Annotated in this window: 11 protein-coding genes; 7 read left to right on the top strand and 4 right to left on the bottom strand. The window is 57.9% G+C overall.

From position 1 onward, the window contains the following. Position 1 precedes the first annotated feature (1 nt). A complete protein-coding gene (locus AUC45_RS06310) occupies positions 2-3,682 on the top strand; it encodes a hypothetical protein (protein WP_067599964.1) in 3,681 nt (1,226 codons plus the stop codon). 68 nt (positions 3,683-3,750) lie between these two features. Here AUC45_RS06310 and ppc read toward each other — a convergent pair whose 3' ends face one another. After that, on the bottom strand, positions 3,751-6,417 hold the full coding sequence (ppc, locus tag AUC45_RS06305; RefSeq protein ID WP_067599961.1) for a phosphoenolpyruvate carboxylase: 2,667 nt from the start codon (positions 6,415-6,417) through the stop codon (positions 3,751-3,753). Positions 6,418-6,547: 130 nt separating this feature from the next. Here ppc and AUC45_RS06300 point away from each other — a divergent pair, with 130 nt between their 5' ends. From AUC45_RS06300 to AUC45_RS06290, 3 genes are all read left to right on the top strand, one after another. Next, positions 6,548-7,186, top strand: coding sequence for a bifunctional 4-hydroxy-2-oxoglutarate aldolase/2-dehydro-3-deoxy-phosphogluconate aldolase (locus AUC45_RS06300; RefSeq protein WP_067599958.1), 639 nt, complete (start codon positions 6,548-6,550; stop codon positions 7,184-7,186). 84 nt (positions 7,187-7,270) lie between these two features. Beyond that, positions 7,271-8,572 carry a FecR domain-containing protein gene (locus AUC45_RS06295; protein WP_067599955.1) on the top strand — a complete coding sequence of 434 codons (1,302 nt, stop codon included), beginning with the start codon at positions 7,271-7,273 and terminating at the stop codon, positions 8,570-8,572. An 81-nt stretch (positions 8,573-8,653) separates the two neighbouring features. Further along, positions 8,654-10,807 carry a CHASE2 domain-containing protein gene (locus AUC45_RS06290; RefSeq protein ID WP_067599952.1) on the top strand — a complete coding sequence of 718 codons (2,154 nt, stop codon included), beginning with the start codon at positions 8,654-8,656 and terminating at the stop codon, positions 10,805-10,807. Here AUC45_RS06290 and AUC45_RS06285 read toward each other — a convergent pair. From AUC45_RS06285 to AUC45_RS06275, 3 genes are all read right to left on the bottom strand, one after another. Beyond that, a complete protein-coding gene (locus AUC45_RS06285) occupies positions 10,804-11,337 on the bottom strand; it encodes a hypothetical protein (protein WP_156423772.1) in 534 nt (177 codons plus the stop codon). The two genes, AUC45_RS06290 and AUC45_RS06285, sit on opposite strands and share 4 nt — an antisense overlap. A gap of 3 nt (positions 11,338-11,340) precedes the next feature. Continuing rightward, positions 11,341-12,045 carry a response regulator transcription factor gene (locus AUC45_RS06280; RefSeq protein WP_067599946.1) on the bottom strand — a complete coding sequence of 235 codons (705 nt, stop codon included), beginning with the start codon at positions 12,043-12,045 and terminating at the stop codon, positions 11,341-11,343. Between the two features lie 133 nt (positions 12,046-12,178). After that, on the bottom strand, positions 12,179-13,069 hold the full coding sequence (locus tag AUC45_RS06275; protein ID WP_369815223.1) for a LysR family transcriptional regulator: 891 nt from the start codon (positions 13,067-13,069) through the stop codon (positions 12,179-12,181). 130 nt (positions 13,070-13,199) lie between these two features. Here AUC45_RS06275 and AUC45_RS06270 point away from each other — a divergent pair, with 130 nt between their 5' ends. From AUC45_RS06270 to AUC45_RS06260, 3 genes are all read left to right on the top strand, one after another. Next, positions 13,200-14,777, top strand: coding sequence for a proton-conducting transporter membrane subunit (locus AUC45_RS06270; RefSeq protein WP_067599943.1), 1,578 nt, complete (start codon positions 13,200-13,202; stop codon positions 14,775-14,777). A 29-nt stretch (positions 14,778-14,806) separates the two neighbouring features. Beyond that, on the top strand, positions 14,807-17,182 hold the full coding sequence (locus AUC45_RS06265; RefSeq protein ID WP_197409520.1) for a YbcC family protein: 2,376 nt from the start codon (positions 14,807-14,809) through the stop codon (positions 17,180-17,182). 123 nt (positions 17,183-17,305) lie between these two features. Beyond that, positions 17,306-19,090, top strand: a complete 1,785-nt coding sequence (locus tag AUC45_RS06260; RefSeq protein ID WP_233998558.1) for a BCCT family transporter — start codon at positions 17,306-17,308, stop codon at positions 19,088-19,090. Positions 19,091-19,395: the final 305 nt, after the last annotated feature.

Raw genomic sequence — 19,395 nt, 5'->3', positions numbered from 1 at the left:
GATGACCAAGACAACGACCATCATCCGCGCTCGCAGCACTCAGATGAACGCCTTCCGGGTGATCATGCTGGCAGGGGTTTCCACGACAGCGTGTCTGACGGTATCCGCACATGCTGCCGCCATCGACACCGCTCGATCAGCCGCGGCTGGCAAAGCGCCCGCTGTGGCCGATGAAAGCACGGCAAGTGCGCTTGAAACCATGCAATCAAGCGAGCGCGGCAACCGCGCCAATGTCTTCACCGCTGATCCGGACATCCAGGCAGAAGCCGACGTACTGGTTCTGGAAGATGGCATGCAAATCACGCTTGATGCCGAAGAAGAGCGGACGATTGAAAACCCGTACTCGGTGAAAGTGCGCACCGATCAGATCCATGTTGATCCGATACTTTCTGTTGCGCTTCGCGATGCGACGCGCACCGTTCTTGCCGGTAGCGAGGCGGTGTTCGTCACTTACTCGAACTATCCTGCTTTCATTGAAAAGGGCGAAATCCGCATCTTCCGCCAAGGTGTGAGCGCCGATTCAGAGCCGCTGCAGATCATCGAGGTGAACAAGCACGGCACTGCAAAATGGACGCCGCCGGTTCTCGATGATCCGCAGCTCTACTTTGTCTACCGCGTCTATGATGAAGACGGTCAGTTCGACCAAACGCATCCGCACGAACTGACCATCATCGAGCAGGAATTCATCGAAGAAGACGATCCGGTCCTGTCGACATTTGGCAGTCTGGATGAGGCAGCGATCCGCAATATCAGCGTGGAGCGCGGCACGACGATCACTGTCACCGGCAAGGCGAAACCCTCTGACAATCGCGTTGTCATCGCCGGACAATCGGTGCCGATCGATGAAGAAGGCTTCTTTGTCAGCCAGCAGATTATCAGCCGCGATACGGAAAGCGTCGAAGTCCTGATTGGCATTGGCGACACCGTCAACTTCGCCGCCCAGCGCGATGTAGAGGCGGAAAAGGATGACTGGTTCATCGTCGGCCAGGGCGACCTGACCTTTATCTCGGCCAATGGCGGCGCAACCGCTGTCGAGGTGAGCGGTGACCCGCTGACTGATGGCGAAAATGTAGCCTCGCGGGCGGCCTTCTATGCCAAGGGTCGGTTGAAAAGCGGGGTGACCATTACTGGCGCACTCGATACGGGCGAAACCCTGCTCGAAGACATCTTCAGCAACCTTGATCGCAAAGACCCGCGTCAATTGCTGCGGCGGCTCGATTCCGATGAGTTCTACACCACTTATGGTGACGATTCGACATTGGTTGAGGATGCCCCGACGCAAGGGCGTTTTTACCTGAAGGTTGAAAAGAACCAGTCGAGCCTGCTCATCGGTAACTTCATCGCCGATATCGAGCAGGCCGAATTGGCGCAGCTCAACCGCGGTACATTCGGCGCGATTGTCGATCACGATTCGATGGCGACAACCGAATTTGGCGCGAAAAAGTTCGAATTCACCGCGTTCGCATCCGATCCGGGCACCATTCCGGGCCGCGACGAATTCAGAGGGACGGGCGGTTCGCTCTACTTCCTCAACCGCCGCGACATCACATTGGGTTCGGAACGCTTGAGCGTCGAGATACGCGATCTTGATACAGGCCTCGTCCTGTCACGGCGCGATCTCAGGCCTCAGGAAGACTACGATATCGATTACTTCCAGGGCCGGATCGTCCTTTTAAGCCCGCTATCCTCGTTTACCGATGATGGATCGCTGGTCCGCCAAAGCTCTGCGCCAGGCAATGTGCCAGTGCTGGTAGCCCGGTATGAATACACGCCTGCTGTAGGCGATGTGTCCGGCTACACTCTGGGTGGGCGTGTGTCGGGCTGGATCGGTGACACTTTGCGTCTCGGGGCAACCGCGCAGCGCGAGACAACCGATGCCGCCGATCAAACGCTGATCGCAGCGGATGCGACCGTGCGCATTCATGCCGGCACCTATGCCAAGGCGGAATTTGCACAATCCGAAGGTCCGGGCTTTGGTCAGAACAATTCGGTCGATGGCGGTCTCAGCTTTACCAATCTGGGCGCAACGGGCGTCGCTGATATCTCCGCCAATGCCTATCGCGGCGAAATCGCGATGGATTTTGGCGAGCTTACCGGATCGAATGATGATCTGGGCAAACTAACGGCATTTTATGAGAATTTCGAAGCCGGCTTCAGCGCCAATGGTCAGCTGACGCAGACTGACACCACGCGCTGGGGCGCAGCGCTTGATGCGAAGCTTGGCGATACGACGCGCCTTGGTGCCGAGATCGAGATGCTTGATGGCGACGGCGTTGGCGATCGGACCATAGCCACGGCTGATCTTGCGCAGTCGCTCGATAATGAAACGACCGTCACCATCGGCCTGCGGCACGATGATCAAACGGCAGGCCTTCTCAACACTGGGCTCTTCAGTGCAGGCGTCATCAACAGCGCCATTCAAGAGGGGCAGCGCACCGATGCGGCCTTGCAGCTGGACTACGATCCGCAAGGCAAGAACTGGTCGATCTATGGCTTTGGCCAGGTGACACTCGATCGCGACAACACCCGTCAGCGCAACAACCGCTTTGGCGCGGGCGGTAAAGTCGAGGTGAGCGACCGGGTGACCATGAGTGGTGAGCTTTCCGAAGGCGACGGCGGATTGGGTGCAGCGGTTGAACTTGCACATCGTTATGGCAATGGATCAGAGGCGTATCTCGGATATGCCCTGCTGTCGGATCGCAACGATCTGGGCGTGCAGCCCTTGAATTCGCTCGCCAATGCGAATCGCGGGACGTTGACCCTGGGCGCGCGGCACCGATTCAACACCGCGCTCAGCATCTTTGGCGAAAACCGGATCGAACACGCCGGCCCTGCGCCAGCTCTGGTGCGCAGTTTTGGCCTCAATTGGGACCCGTCCGAACGCTGGTCGCTTTCAGGTTCGTTCGAAAACGGCCGGATTGACGATGTGAATACGGGCGAATTCAAACGCACCGCCTTCACAGTCGGGCTGGGCTACACCGATGAGAAATTCCAGTTCGCCACCAATGTCGAAGGGCGCTTTGAAGAGGGCGAAAACCGCAATCAGGATGTCTGGCTGGTGCGCAACACAGCATCGGTGCAGGTCCACACTGATTGGCGCGCATTGGGCCGGTTGAACTTCGCGCTTGCCGATAGCGAGACCGACGATGTGCGGCTGGCTGATTATGTCGAGGGCACGATTGGCTTTGCCTATCGTCCGATCCTGCATGATCGGTTCAACCTGCTCACCCGCTACACCTTCCTTCAGGATCTTGGCCCCGTTGGCCAAGTGACAGCCGGAGGCACGCTCGCAGCACCCAAACAGCGCAGCCACGTCTTCTCCATCGATGGCAATTTCGATTTGTCAAAGACGCTTGTTTTGGGCGCGAAATATGCGGTGCGCGAAGGCAGCGTATCACTGGGCCGCGAAAGCGATCAATTCGTGTCGAGCAACACGCAATTGGGCGTTTTGAGGCTCGATTGGCGCGCGATCAAGCAATGGGATCTGGTGATCGAAACCAGCTATCTCACCAATGATATCGCAGGCGATGATCGCTGGGGCGGCCTCGCCGCAATCTACCGCCATATCGGCAACAACGCGAAGATTGGCGTAGGTTACAGCCTTGCCGATTATTCAACCGATTTGACGGATCAGAGCTATACAAGCGATGGCTTTTTCGTGAACTTGCTCGGTAAATTCTGATCTGACCTTTGCAATGGCGATGGGGGGAGGGGGCCGGCACGTCTGTGCTGGCCCCTATCTTTATGTGTTCAGCCGCTGTTTCTAAGCGCTGTCGCAATCGCATTGATCGACAGCTTAATCCCCTCTGCAATCCGCTCATCTTCCTCGCCCGCGCGGTGATGCTTCAGCAGCTCCAACTGGAGGAGATTGAGCGGCTCGATATAGGGAAGGCGCAAGCGGATCGAGGCATCAAGCTTCGGGTTCTTCTCCAAAAGGAAGGTTTGCCCCGTCGCATCAAGCAGCGCGTCGTGCGTTTGCTGCCAGCCTTCATCAATACGAGCGAACACTGACTTTGCCATGTCCTGATCTTCGACAAGCTGCACATATTCAGCAGCGATCGCCATGTCGGATTTGGCAAGCACCATCTCCATATTGGCGAGCACGTTTTTGAAGAACGGCCATGTGGTAGCCATCTCGCGCAGCAGGTCTTTGTCTTCAAACTGGCCCAAGGCATGGCCGACACCATACCAGCCCGGCAGCATGACCCGCGCCTGGCTCCACGAGAAAACCCACGGAATGGCGCGCAAATCCTCAATCGCATCGGACGCTTTCCGGCTGGCAGGACGCGATCCGATCTTGAGCGTCGCAATCTCTGCAATGGGCGTCATCTGCCGGAAGAAATCGACGAATTTTGGCGTGCCGTACACGAGATCGCGATAGGCGTTGAAGGCATTGTCAGAGATCGTGTCCAGTGCCTTTGCAAAGCGGGCATAGTCCTCACTTGCAACGCGTTCCGGTTCAAGTGTTGCAAGCACGCTGGCACTCGCCATGGCTTCAAGGTTTGCAGCGGCGGTTTCAGGCGTGCCGAATTTGGCCGCAATGACTTCGCCCTGTTCGGTGATGCGAATGCGGCCATTGACGGTGCCGGGCGGTTGGCCGCGAATGGCTTCAAAGGCTGAGCCGCCTCCGCGCCCCACAGATCCGCCGCGCCCGTGGAACAGCTGCATGGTGACGCCGGCCTCCGCGAACACAGGGGCAAGCGCTTCACTTGCCCGCGCGAGCATCCAGCTGGAAGTCAGATAGCCACCATCCTTGTTCGAATCCGAATAGCCGATCATCACTTCCTGCGCGCCGCGCTGCGATGTGATGGCAGCAATTTCAGGCAAGCCAAAATACGCCTTCATCACTCCCGGCGCGTTCTCAAGGTCCCCGATGGTTTCGAACAGGGGCACGGACATGATGTCGCACTTTGGCGTATCCCCCGGCTGATACAGCCCAACTTCGCGTAGCAGCACGTGCACTTCAAGAAGGTCGGAAACCGTCTCCGCCATCGACACGATGTATTGTGAGATACAGGCCGCGCCAAATTGCGAGTGTGCCTCTGCTGCCGCATCGATGATGGCGAGTTCATTGAGCGTTTCCTCGCTGTATTCAGCCCAGGGCGTTCGCAAAGGACGCTGGCCGGACAATTCGCTGCGTAGCAGGGCGACGCGCGCATCTTCGTCAAGCGCCAGATAATCTGCCTCAACGCCGGATTTCGCGAGCAGCTCGGCCACCACTCTTTCATGCACCGAGCTATTTTGGCGCAGGTCAAGGGTCGCAAGGTGGAAGCCAAATGTCTTGACCGCGCGGATCAGTTTTCCAAGCGCTCCATTCGACGCGAGTGTCTCCCCGCCCAGCTTTTCAAGCGAGCGGGCAATCGTGCGCAGATCATGCTCGAATGCATCGGGATGATCGTATGCGGGCTGATCATTCATCGGCAGGCGAGGCGGAGCCTTGCCGCAGATTTCGGCATAAGTGGCCGCCAAGCGCCCGTAGATTCCTATCAGCGCGCGTCGGTAAGGTTCATCTGCGCGGTGCGGGGAGCCATCGCCGCTGGCGTCGGCAAGCGTGATGATGTCAGGTTCGATCGCCGCAAGCTCGCTCGAGATGGAAAGCTCTGCGCCCAGCTTGTGTACCTCTTCAAGATAGAAGCCGAGCACCGTTTCCGCCCCATGCCCCAGTGCGTATCGCAGCGATTCCGCCGTGACATTGGGGTTGCCATCGCGATCCCCGCCAATCCAGCTGCCAAGGCGCAGGAAGCTTGCGGGCCGGTCGCCCAGTGTTTCTTCCCACTGGCGGTAGAGTTCGGGGAGGACTGGCAGGAACACACCGCCCAGAAAATCGAGCGCGTTATTAACCTCATCCGTCACATAAAGCCTGTCGCGGCGCAGGGTGCGCGTGCGCCAAAGAAGCGCGATCTGCCGCAGAATGGCATCTTCGGTCGCGCCCGTGTCTCTTCCAGCGGCCAGTTCCGCATCGCGGACCTTCATCAGATCCGCAATCCGCGTCCTGTGATCGATCACGCTCTTGCGGCGAACCTCGGTTGGGTGGGCGGTAAGGACCGGAACGATCAGCGAGCCCGCCAGAAGATCCACAATCTCAGAGCGTTTGACGCCGTGTGCATCAAGCCGCTCCACCGCCTGGGCAAAATCAAGACCGCTTTCAGACATAATCCCGTCGCGATCCTCTGCCAGATTGGCGAGCATCGAAAACAGCCCAAACCCGCGTACAAAGGCGAGCGTTTCATCGAGCGACAACTGATCAAGCTCCAGATCAACCAGGTCGCCGCCCCGATGCCGATTGATGCTGGCAGAACGAATATGCTCGGTCCGTTCAAACAGCCGGTCACCCCCATGCTCTCGGATGACATCGCCCAGCAGCTTTCCAAGAAAGCGGATGTCCGGGTTCTGCTGAATGGGCGGGCGAGTGCTCAAGTCGTTCTCCTTTTTTCGAAATGCGCCGATCTTGGTTGCAAATCAGGCGCGTCAATTGCACGGGGGAGGAGCAATCTGCGATAAAGACGATATGCTGCAACGCAACAATAAAAGGGACACATAGTCTGCCATGAAAGATAAATTGGCAAATCGATTGGGCGGGGCGCCCGTTGTACCACTGATCGGTGAAAATGACCCCGCGCGCGCAGTTGCGACAGCCAAGGCTCTGGGCGAGGGCGGATTGAGCGTGATCGAAGTCGTGATGCGCAGCGATGATGCGCAGAAAGGGATGGAAGCCATCCTTGCTGAAACCGACGGATTGATTGTCGGCGCGGGCACTGTGCTCACTCTGGATCAGGCGAAATCGGTGCGCGCAAGCGGAGCGGAATTTATCGTATGCCCCGGCCTTGTCGATGAAATCGCGGAATACTGTCTTGCTGAAAACATCCCGCTTTATCCCGGCACCATGACAGCAGGCGAGGTGCAGCGCGCCTATGCCCTTGGCCTGCGCGAAGTGAAGTTCTTCCCCGCCAGCCTTGCAGGCGGTGTGCCCATGCTGAAAGCCTTGTCATCGGTGTTCAGAGAGATGCGCTTTATGCCAACGGGCGGTGTGTCGGCGGGAAATCTTGCCGATTTTCTCGCGCTTCCCAGCGTCCTTGCATGCGGTGGCAGCTGGCTTACGCCCAAGGATGCGGTGGAAGCTGGTAATTACGATCGGATCACGCAGCTGGCGAAAGAGGCCGTCGACATCGCGCAATCCGCGCGCTGAATGTAAAAACACATTTCGGTTATGGCTTCGGTGTGATTTTATGGGTGAGGGATGGTATCCATTCGCCCGAGGAGATGACCCGATATGCGTAAAGCCATACTGACAAGCCTTGCCGCTGGCTTTCTGGCGCTGACACCGGGCCACGCACTCGCTGCGCCGGATGGCTTTATCAGCTACAAGGTGAAGCCTGCCGATACGCTCTATGGTCTCACGAAAGACTACCTCGTCAACGCTGCCGCGCTTGAAGAAGTGCGGCGCATCAACCGGGTGCGAAATCCGCGGCTGATGCAGATTGGCAAGACGCTGCGTATTCCGCGGCGCCTGCTGAAACATAAGCCTGCCAGATTGTCGGTGGAGAGTTTTTCAGGTCGAGTCAGTCTCGTGAACGGGCGGCAGACATTGGCGGCAAAGCGCGGTCTTGCGTTGCTTGAAGGGGTTGAGATCACCACTGGGCGCAACAGCTTTGTCGCGATTGCGGGCGATGGAAATTCGAGCGTTTCGATTCCCTCCAATTCGCGCGTGCGGATCATCGATGCGCGCCGCTATCTCATCAACGATCAGATCGACGTGCAATTGCGCGTTCTCGAAGGGCGCGGCGAAGTGATCGCCCCTACCATAGAAGGCGATGGCCGTTACCGCGTCGGCACCCCAATTGCGGTGACGGCGGTGCGTGGCACCGGTTTTCGCGTGGGCTTTTTGCCGGATGGTGATTTGAGCCTCACCGAAGTGGTTGAAGGCGAGGTCTTTGTGGCTGCCGGAGAGGAAGAGCAGGCGACAAAGGCAGGCTTTGGTCTTGCCGCGCGTCAGGATGGATTGGGCGAACAGGAACGTCTTTTGCCGGCACCTGAATTGATTGATCCCGGCCGCATCCAGACAGATGCGCTTGCCAGATTTGCCATCACCCCGCTTGAGGGCGCGGTTGGCTACAGAACCCAGATTTCCCGCGATGCTGGCTTTATCGACATTGTCACTGAACTGGTGGACGAAGCGCAGCAGGCTGATTTTGCAGAGATTGAAGATGGCCGGTACTTCGTGCGTACCAGAGCAGTTTCAGCTTCGGGCCTCGAAGGCTTTTCCAAGGTTCACTCCTTCCGGCGCAAACGGGCCGGCGTTGAAGCAAGCGCAGAACCATCAGGGCTTGAAGACGCCTTCAAATTCGCCTGGCGCGCGCAGGGCGAAGGGGATGTCTATTACGGCTTTCAGCTTTGGAATGCGGAAGAGGAGAGCGCTCTGATCGTCGATGAAGTCGGCATGCGCGAAACCGCAGTGCTGGTGTCAAAGCTTGCGCCGGGGACCTATCGCTGGAGAGTTGCTTCCTTTCAGATCGATGAAGGCGACGTGATCAAGGTGTGGGGGCCGGTGCAAGAACTCTCGATCACCGAGTAACCGGGTGAGCGGGCCTTTGGCGTTGGTGGAGCGCAGCCAATTCATTTAAGAACACTTCGACTGTTTGCTGAATGGGCCGTCATGCTGGCGGCGACCTTGGCGCTTGTGCTGATTGCCTGGCATCAGGAATGGACAGCGCGCGTTGATGCCGCATTGCTGGACCTTGCAACCTATGTGAGCCTTGAAGAGCCGAACCCCGATATCGTCGTCGTCAGCATTGATGATCGCTCGGTCTCGGAAATCGGTAACTGGCCCTGGGATCGGGAACGGCACGCAGAACTTATCAATCAATTGTCGGGTTATGAGCCAAGACTGATCATCTTCGATGTGCTGTTCGTCGATCCTTCCGATCCGGCGAGCGATGCCCAGCTTGCCGAAGCTATCGACAGCGCCGGAAACGTCGTTCTGCCGCATTCGATCATACGAGCGCCCAACACTGAAGATGCTATTGAACCGCTGATGCCGCTTCCTCAATTTGCCGAGGGCGCGTTGGATGTTGGGCACGTTTTCGTCGCTCCTGATCCTGATGGCATCGTGCGCCGCTTTGACTTCGAGCTCGAAACATCGCGGGGCGCTCACGATCATCTCGCAAAAGTCGCCTATCTCGCGCTGAGCCGGGATGCAGCGAGCCTGCCAGAACCCGGCGCCAATCCAATCGCGCCCATGCATCAGGCCGGATCGTTCCGCGATCCGAGTGCGGTGGATGTGATCTCCGGCGCGACGCCAGAAGCAATTGTGAAGGACAAGATCGTACTGATCGGCGCCACCGCGCAAGGGCTGGGTGATCGCTATGCGGTGTCCGCTTATGCGGGCGGGATCAAGACAGGCGTCGAAATGCAGGCAAGCCTGTTGAGCGGATTGCTCGATGATGAGCTTATCACGCAAGTCAGCCCTTCGATTGTGATAGCCATCCTGATCGCGACCATCCTCGTCCTGTTTCTGGTGTTCTGGCAATTCCCACCCAGTTGGACCCTGCGCGTATCCCTGGGCCTCATCGCAGCGCTCATTGCCGCCTCAGCCACTTTGCTGATCGCTGCCGATTTGTGGCTGCCTGTTTTTCCAGCTATCCTTGGCATATTGGTCGCCTATCCGGTTTGGGGCTGGCGTCGATTGAGTTCGGTCAGTCGCTTCCTGCAGGACGAAGCTGAAGAAATGGGCGGCATCATTCCCGGCGGCGAGGCGAGCGGGGGGCGTGGTTTCGATCCGATTGCCAAGCAGGTGTCGCAAGTGCGCGGGCTGATTGGCGAGACGCGCGAGCGGTTATCCTTCCTGCGCCGGATCCTTTCAGGCTCTCCCGATCCAATGCTCGTATTCGATGCCGATGGCGGGTTGATCCTTATGAACACCCGCGCGGAAAGCGTGTTTGGCGATGAAGCCGCCTGCACCGGCAAGACGCTTGCCCAATTGCGCGATGAACAAAGTGCGGTTCTCCCAGCGGACAAGCAGGAGATCGTATTCCCCGATGGCCGCGTGTTTCTACTCGCATCGTCCGAAAGCGAGATGAGCGATGGCGGCCAGATTCTCTCTCTGCGCGATATCAGCACTATCCGTCAGGCTGAAAAGCAGCGGCGCGAAATGCTCGAATTCCTGAGCCACGATATGCGCTCACCGCAGGCAGCGATTGTCGGCTTGGTGGGCGCAACTGGCCAGGCACTTCCCGAAAAAGAGAGGCTTGCCCGGATCGAAAAGCAGGCGAGGCGGACGCTCAAACTCACCGATGACTTTGTGCAGATTGCCCGGCTCGAATATGAGGGCGTTGAACCGCAGGAAACCGATATTGGCGCGCTTTTGCATGAGGCCGTTGATCGCGCCTACTCCGCTGCGAAAAAGCGTAAGATCACCTTTGACACGACTATCCCTGACGAACCCGAATTTTGCGAAGTTGATCCATCTTCAATGTCGCGCGCAATTGACAATCTGATCGGCAATGCGATCAAGTTTTCGCCCAAGGGCGAGGCTATTTCCATATCGCTCGACCGGCTGGACAATAACAGCATCCGCATCGCTGTTGCGGACAATGGGCCGGGCCTTCCTGCCGAACGGGTGAAAGACACGTTCGCCCGGTTCGGTGCGCGCGATACGCAAGCAGGGCCAAGCGCCGGTTTGGGCCTTGCCTATGTCAAAAAGGTGATTGATGAGCATGGCGCTGTGATCGAGGTGGAAACCCGCAGCGATATCGGCACACGCTTTCAGATAACTCTGCCTTGCGGCAAAGCAGGGCGCGCCACCGCTTAATCGCTGAGGATTTCGGCGGTGAGCAGTTCTGCCATCTCATCCATAGGCGGTGCGTCGCCTTCGCATGTGATGCTTTCAACCGCTGATCGTTTGATCATTTCGCCCGAGGCGCGATCAAAAACGGCAAGAGTGGCTTTGGTCCGCGCTGCCTTGCAGGCATCATACCAGCGGCGCTTGCGAATTTGTGCGATGGGCCGGGCATTCTCATCAGAAGCGCCGTCCGCAACGGCATAAAGACCAACTGAGCTGGGGCTGTCCGCGATCGCAACTTCGCCCACCGCGCCCGCATCATCGGCAAGACCAATGCCTCTTGCCTCGAACGCGCTGCCGATTGCCGTGTTCAATTGGACGCGCTGTCTTTGATTGTCGTCAGGCGCGATCAGCGCAATCTGGGAAAAACTGGGTGAACCGGCATTGTCGGATCGAACGATGGGCGGAGCGTTAACCGCACACGCCGAAACAAGGGCACAGCCAATCGCCATTCCCGCCGATTGAAACGCACTGGAAAAGCGATTGCGCCTGTGTGTCATGCCCTATCCGTTAGCAGCTTCCTCATCGATATACGCATCCATGCGATAGCCGAAACCAAAAACTGTGCGGATAACATATCCGTTTTCGGGCTTTAGCTCCAATTTTGAGCGCAAGCGCGACACGTGAACGTCGATTGTGCGCGTCTCAAGCTCGATATTGCCGCCCCAAATGCGGGAGAACAAATAGCCGCGCGACAAGGGCCGATCGAGGTTTTGAAAGAGCAGATCGACGAGGTCGAATTCCTTGGCGGTAACAGCGACAGCTGCTCCTGAAAAATCGATTTCCTTCGATTTTCGGTTCAGCGTGTATTTGCCATACCGCACTTCTGTTTCGGGGCGATCTGCTCCGATCCGGCGGCCTGCAGCTTCGAGCCGCGCGCGGATGATTTCATCGGATTCAGGCTTGGTAATGTAATCGACCGCGCCCGCTTCCAGACCGCGCACGACGTCTTCGTTTTCGCCGCGACTGGTGATCATGATGAAAGGCGGTGCCGATGGCAGATTGTCACGTGCCCAGTGCAGAATCTCAAGGCCCGTTTGCCCCGGCATGTTCCAGTCGAGCATCACAACATCATAGGTTTCCCGCTGGAGCGCCCTTTGCAGGTCTGTCCCATTACGAAAAGTTTCAACCTCGTGTCCGGCAGACATAACAATCCCTGCGATCTGATCGAGCAAGTCCTGTTCATCATCAGCAAGTGCAACCCGCATACATTCTCCCCAACGCTGTGATTTATCATTTTTGTAAAGTTCCATTACCGCGCAGCGGCTGCCTGTTCCAGCTTTAAGGCGCTCAAACCCCTTCGAGTTTGCAAGGTTTTACAGGCACAAGGCCCGCTGTCGCTCAGGCCAGAACCGTTTGGACAAGCGGATTGGTGAAACGCCGTTTTATAGTGACAGCGTAGAAAACCTCGCTGATGTCGGGGAGCTTGGCAAATTCGGTCAGCGCGCCTGTTGCAAGTTCATCGCGCACAACGATGGGCGGGATAACGGCGAGCCCAAGATCGGCGCGTGCGAGCAAGCGGATCATCGCCATGTCATCGGCTTCGGCTGCAATTCGCGGCACGACGCCAATGCGATTGAGCAGCGCGTCAAACCCGGCGCGCAGCGCGGTTTCTGGTGTGGGCAACACGAGAGGCGATGCCGCGATCAGCCTTTCAAGAGCCTTTGGGTCATCATTGGTCTTCCCCTCAACCAGCCCCACCTCTTTCGCCCTTTCCGGGGTGCCGATCAGGCTTACGTCCTGTTCATCGAGGCGATTGATTAGATATGGGCTCTCTGCATCACGCGCAGGTGGCAAGTTGGTGAGCACGATATCAAGCGACAGCGATTGAAGATCGCGCAAGAGATCGGGCTGAGTGCCTGATCGCAGCACAACTTCCACATCATCCCGCCCTGCCAGAGGCGCAATAAAGCGCATCTGGAAATTGCGAGAGAGGGTGGCAAGCGCGCCAATCCTGAGCACTCGCCTTTGCCCTTCAGCTCGATCCAATGTCGCAGTGAGGTGTTCGGCCGTTCGGAAGATCTCATCCGCGTGATCAAGCGCAATTCGGCCCGCTTCGGTCAATTTCAGCGATCGCCCGCTTCGTTCAAACAATTCATGCCCCAGTGACGCCTCCAGCGTCTTGATCTGCGTGGACACCGCAGATTGCGAGATATTGAGCGCGCGCGCGGCCCCGGTGAGAGAGCCGTTTCTTGCCACAGCTCGGAACAGGCGCAGGTGGTGTAGGTTCATTAAGTGCATCCTCAAAAGATGGCTGAACATCTAAATTCTATAAAATAGAACGTTATGCGATAATATATGTATTTTTATTGATGCAGGCAATTGGCTAGTTGAGAGCCGATCCCAAACAGGAGCCCCCTTAATGCTTCCCTCGTTCTCGCTCGCATTTCTCGCGCCAATCGTTTTGCTTTTCGCAGCGGCCATCGCGCTCACCCGGCCTGGTAAGCGCCCCGGCTTTATCCCGAGCCTTTCAGAATGGACTGCGCTTCTTGCTGGTCTTCTGGCGGCATGCGGGCTTGCGCAGACTGTCATCACCGGGCCGATGAATGTCGCAGCTTTTGATGGAGCCTTCGCGCTTTCTCTTCGGGCCGATCTTGTCAGCGCGACGATGGCGCTGCTTGTTGGATTTATCGGATGGATCGTCATGCGCTACAGCCGGACCTATATCGATGGCGAAGAACGCGAGGGCACATTTCACGCGCTGATGATGGCCACTTTGGCCGCTGTCATGGTGTTTGTGCAGGCGGGCAGCATGGCAGTGATGATTGCCGCGACCATTGCGGTGGGCATGACGCTTCGCCGTTTGCTCCTTTTCTATCCTGACCGTCCCGAAGCGCAGCGCGCAGCCACCAAGTTCGCGCTTGTCTGGCACACGGGCGATGTGGCGCTTGTCGCCGCAGCTGCTCTGCTGATTGCCGGTTTCGGCACGACCGAGCTTTCCGTGCTCACCCGGGCTGTAAGTACGCAAGGCCTCGGCACCTTTGGCCAGATCGCCGTTGCGCTCATCATTCTTGCCGCCGCTTTGAAAACGGCATCCTTCCCTTTGCATGGCTGGCTTACCGAAGTGATGGAAGCACCGACGCCGGTTTCGGCCTTGCTGCACGCTGGCATCATCAATTCAGGCGGCGTTCTGCTGATCGCGGCATCGGGCTTCGTATCGGAAAGCTCTGGCGCGATGGCGGCTTTGGCTGCGATTGGCGGGTTTACCGCATTGTTCGGCGCGGCTGTGATGTTGACGCAGAGCGCGGTGAAAACGGCGCTCGCATGGTCCACCGTTTCGCAGATGGGCTTTATGCTGCTGCAATGCGGCCTTGGCTTGTGGACGCTCGCTCTGCTGCACATCATCGCACACTCGCTTTACAAAGCGCACGCTTTCCTTTCATCGGGCGGCGCGGTGCAGGATGTGGCGAGCATTCGTCGCCCCGGCCCTGTCGCTGCGCCAAGCGTTGCCAATGTTCTCAAAAGCTTCGCGCTCGCAATGCTGCTTTACGGCGGCATCGCTACCGCATTCGCTTTCGGCTTTGGCGCAAAAAGCCCGCAGGCTTACGCTCTTGGCGCGATGCTGATCTTCGGTGTTGCCTATCTCGTTGCGCAGGGCCTTGCCGATGCGGCACCTGAAAAGCTGGCCAAGCGCACGTTTGGTGCCGCCATGGCCGCCGCGATTGCGTACTTCCTGTTCCAGGTGGTGGCAGAGGCGATCTGGGGCGCAAACTTGCCCGCAGCACCCGTGCCGAGCCCGCTTGAATGGGCGCTGATTGTAATCGCGGTCCTTTCTTTCGGGCTGGTCGCATTTGCACAGGCGCTCTTCCCGCTGTGGGCGCATCACCCATCAACCGCCGGACTGCGCGTACACCTTGCCAACGGGCTTTACCTCAACGCTTTGCTTGATCGCGCCATTGGCGGTTTCAAGACGCAATCAGCCACCCGGCGCTCAAACTGAAATCTCGCGAAGGATTGATCCACATGTTCATGAAGCATTCCCAAATCGCCCCCTCGCGGATGTCTGAAATTCTGACGGCTGCTGAAAAGGCAGCGCGTGCGATCCCGCCGGCGTTTCCGCTGGATGCGACCGTTGCCGTGAACCCTTTCCTTGGACAGACGGGAGAGGATCTGGCGACCGCTTCTGCGCGGCTTGCAAGGGTCAGCGGGACGCCGATCACGCAATCGGCCAGCACTTACGATACGATGATCGAGGAAGGCCGCATCACCGAAGATGATCTGGCCGATGCACTCGAAGCGAGCACGGTTGCGACCAAGCCCAAATCAGTTTCGATGCTCAAACTGGCCGCCAATGCGCTCGATTACATCCCCGAAGATGAAGCACTGCCGACCATTGCCGATCTTGCGGCAGAAGCGAGCGGTACCGACTGGCCTTCAGTGATCGACAAGACGTTCGGCATCTGGGCCGCCGGTCAGTTTGATCGTGGACAAGCGTTATGGTCACCTGCGCCGGGTGAAGAGGCTTATGCTGCATGGCGCGCTTTCGCTGTTCACGATCTGACGCCCGAGATTGCCGGATTGTCGGGATTTTGCGCGGCGGTTGCGGCTGCGCCCGATACGCCGGAGCGCGCGATTGTGGCTGCATCCGACGCGCTTGGCCTCACCGACAAGGCTGCTGAAACCGCGTTTCATAGGCTCTACATCAGCCTTGGCGGATGGTCGCAGCACGCGCGCTGGCTGCTATGGCAGGCAGAGCTTGCAGAAGAGAGCGATCAAACGCTTGCAGCGATGCTCGCGATCCGTCTCATCTGGGAAGAGCAATTGCTCGCCCTATACCCCGAGATCGAGGGCAAATGGAAAATGACCGTTGAGGCGCATGCCGAGCCGATTGCGCCAAGCCGCGATCAGGCTGCTTTGGCCGTGCTGCAGGATGCCGCCGACAGATCGCATCAGCGCACGCTGCTGGAAGCGCTTACCGGAAAGAGCGAAACCGATGGCCGTGCGCTGCTTCAGGCGGCGTTTTGCATCGATGTACGCTCAGAAGTGTTCCGCCGCGCACTTGAAAGCGTGGATGGTGGTATCGAAACCATCGGTTTTGCAGGCTTCTTCGGCCTTCCACTGGCTCACAAATCGCATGGATCGGATATTGTCGAAAATCGTCTGCCCGTGCTTTTGAACCCGGCTGTTGAGACGACCAGCGAAGGCGATCCCGAAACCGATTTTGACACCCGTATCGCCGCTCGCACGACCAGAGCGTGGGGCCGCTTCCGCCAGGCAGCGGTTTCCTCCTTCGCCTTTGTCGAAGCGATGGGGCCGCTTTACGCCGTCAAACTGCTCAAGTCTTCGCTCGGGCTTACAAAATCGAGCAACAACGACCCCGCGCCCAAGGTTGTCGGCGGGATGTCATTTCCTGCCAAGGTTGATACGGCTGAAACCATCCTCAAGGCCATGAGCATGACCAAGGATTTCGGCAAGATTATCCTGCTTTTGGGCCATGGCGGCAATGTCACCAACAATCCGCACGAAAGCGCCTATCACTGCGGCGCTTGCGGCGGACATCAGGGCGATGTGTCGGCGCGTGTTCTGGCAGACCTTTTGAACGATCCCGAAACGCGTCAGGGCCTCGAAACGCGAGGCCTTTACGTGCCTGATGACACTTTGTTCGTTGCAGGCCTGCACGATACGACCACTGACAAGATCACTCTGTTCGATGCCGAGAGCCCGGAGCGCTTTGATGCCGATCTGGAGCAGGTCCACCAATGGCTGCACGAAGCATCAGCCATCGCGCGGGCAGAACGCGCACCCAAACTGCCCGGTTCGCATTGGACCGATGTCGAATTGCGCGCGCGCAACTGGGCGGAAATCCGTCCCGAATGGGGTCTTGCCGGATGCGCAGCCTTTATCGCCGCACCGCGCTCTGCAACTGCGGGCAAGGATCTGGGCGGGCGCGCTTTCCTGCACAGTTATGACTGGCAGGCCGATAGCGGCTTTACGACGCTCGAACTGATCATGACGGCTCCGGTCGTCGTTGCGAGCTGGATTTCGCTCCAATATTACGGATCATCGGTTGCGCCCGATATCTTTGGCGGCGGCAACAAGCTCATTCACAATGTCGTTGGCGGCATTGGCGTGATCGAAGGCAATAGCGGCCGCTTGCGCCCCGGCCTTCCGTGGCAGAGCGTCCACGATGGCGACAAACTGATGCACGATCCGGTGCGCCTGTCAGTGATGATAGAAGCGCCGCGTGAGGAGATTTCGAAGGTGCTGGAAGCCCATCCGCACGTGCGCGATCTTTTCGATAATGGCTGGTTGCACCTGTTTGCTCTTGCCGATGGCAAGGTGAATGCACGCTATCGCCCCGGTGAAGGTTGGCAGGATGAAGGTCGCGGACTGTTAGCTGCGTAAGGGTTGCAATACGCGGCAAGCGTTATAGGAAAGACTTCTCGCACTATTCCGGCTTGATATCGGTTCGCCTCCCTAAGTGAGCCTGCCTTCGTTCTGGCGCATCCATTGCGCACACGCGAAGTGATGAGCGCCACAACAGAAGCTTCCATGTCCAGCGATCGCGCTGCCACAACTTTTCCTGACGATTTGCCTATTGATCCGCCCATGGTCGATCTTCCGATCGATACCCATGATCGCGGGTTTTACGATGGGTTCAGCCGCGAAGTGACGATCCCGGCCAAGATCATTGTCACGCTGATTATTCTGTGGGCGCTGTTTTCGGCAGCGTCGGAAACAATCTTTGGGGCAAGCGCAGAAGATGTCTTTGGCGCGAGTGCAGAGCAGGCACTGGCTGCAGCCAATGCGAGCATTATCTCGCAGTTTTCAGGCTGGTATGTGTATCTCGTCGCTGGCTTGGTTGTTGTGTCGTTAGCCCTCGCGCTGACGCCCAAGGTTGGCTCCCTGCGCATGGGGGCGCCGGGTGAAAAGCCAGAATTCTCGCGCTTTTCCTGGTTCGCCATGCTGTTTGGCGCAGGCATCGGCATTGGCATGCTGACCTTTTCAACCGGGGAGCCGCTCGCGCATTTTGTGACCAATCCCGATGTGATTGCAGGCAAGGTCGAAGCGCAATCGGCCGAAAACGTGCGTCCAGCCTATCTTTACACCTTCCTCCACTGGGGTTTCGGCGCGTGGTGCACCTATGCGCTGGTGGGACTTGGTATTGGCTATGTCGCGCATCGCCGCGGGCTGCCGCTTACCATCCGATCGGCACTGGCGCCCTTGTTTGGTCGCTACATGTCGGGCTTTTTCGGGCATGCGGTCGATGTTGTCGCGGTTGTGGCGACTATTTTGGGCGTTGCCTACACGATGTCGCTGGGTGTGCAGCAATTCGTCGCCGGGCTATTCCGGCTTACGGGAAGCGAATGGCTGATGGACGGCGATGCCGCATCCAACAGCGCGGTTGTCATCGCGCTGATCGCGTTGGTGGGAGCCTCCACGCTCAGCGCGCTGTCCGGCGTGGGGCGCGGGATCAAATGGCTCTCGAACATCAACATGACGCTGTCTTTTGCCCTGCTCGCTCTATTCGCGCTCGTGGGATCGGGCTTTTATGCGCTCCAATTGCTGGGCGTTGGCATATGGGATTACATCGTAAACCTGCCCCGGCTCTCCCTTTCGCTTTTCAGCCGCGATGGTAGCGAAGCGGGTGACGCATTGGTCGATTGGCAGCTTGGCTGGTCTGTATCCTACTGGGCGTGGTGGATCGCGTTTTCACCCTTCGTCGGCATGTTTATTGCGCGCATTTCGAGGGGCCGCACCATTCGCGAATATATCCTCGGTGTTGCCATGGTTCCCTCGCTCATGTGCTTTGTCTGGATGGCTTTGGCAGGCGGCACGGCGATCGATCTTGAATTGAGCGGCGCTGCCGAAGGAGCTATCGTCAACGCGGCCATGGCCGATCAGCTATACGCAACGCTGGCCTTTATGCTCAGCCCAGAAGTGATGGTGGTGGTCTCTGCGCTCGTCGTTGTTCTCCTGATGACCTATCTCGTCACCTCAGCTGATAGCGCAATCCTGATCATCAACACGATCAACGGCGCTGGCGAGGATGAGGGATCGCGCAAATACCACATCCTTTTCTGGGGTCTCGCGCTCGCCTTTATCGTCGGGTCGATGCTCGTCGTTGGCGGGGTCGAGGCGATCCGGATCACCATGATCATCGGCGCCTTGCCGTTTTCGTTCGTGCTGGTTTTGATGTGCGTCGCCATCGTGAAGGCAGTGTGGTTCGACATCATCCGCAAACGGCATGGTGTTCCCACAACAGCACAGGCATGTGAGGACTGGGACGGTAAAGTAACACCGGCAGAGTAAGAACACCGGGCATTTGAGAAACCTCATAATAGATTATCATTCATTTGACTATTCATGATGACTTCAGCCTGATAAATCGCACTCTATAAGTAAAATGCCGCATCCTCTTTCTTGTTGCAAAATTGATAATCTGAGTACTTGAAATTGACTTAACATCATTTTCAGTGTTGTGATTATGCAACAAGCCTGCGCTTGTTCTGCAAATCTTACCGCCCCACTGTGGCCAGCTCTATGAGAGCTTGTTAACCGGAGCGCCGTTCGCGCCCTTCTCTCTACGCGCGCGCGACCATTTCTTGGGTAACGCT

The organism is Erythrobacter sp. YT30, assembly GCF_001542875.1.
In the GTDB taxonomy this organism is placed as follows: Bacteria; Pseudomonadota; Alphaproteobacteria; order Sphingomonadales; family Sphingomonadaceae; genus Erythrobacter.
Note: the sequence above shows the minus strand (reverse complement) of the source record. Positions and strands in the feature narration are given on the sequence as shown.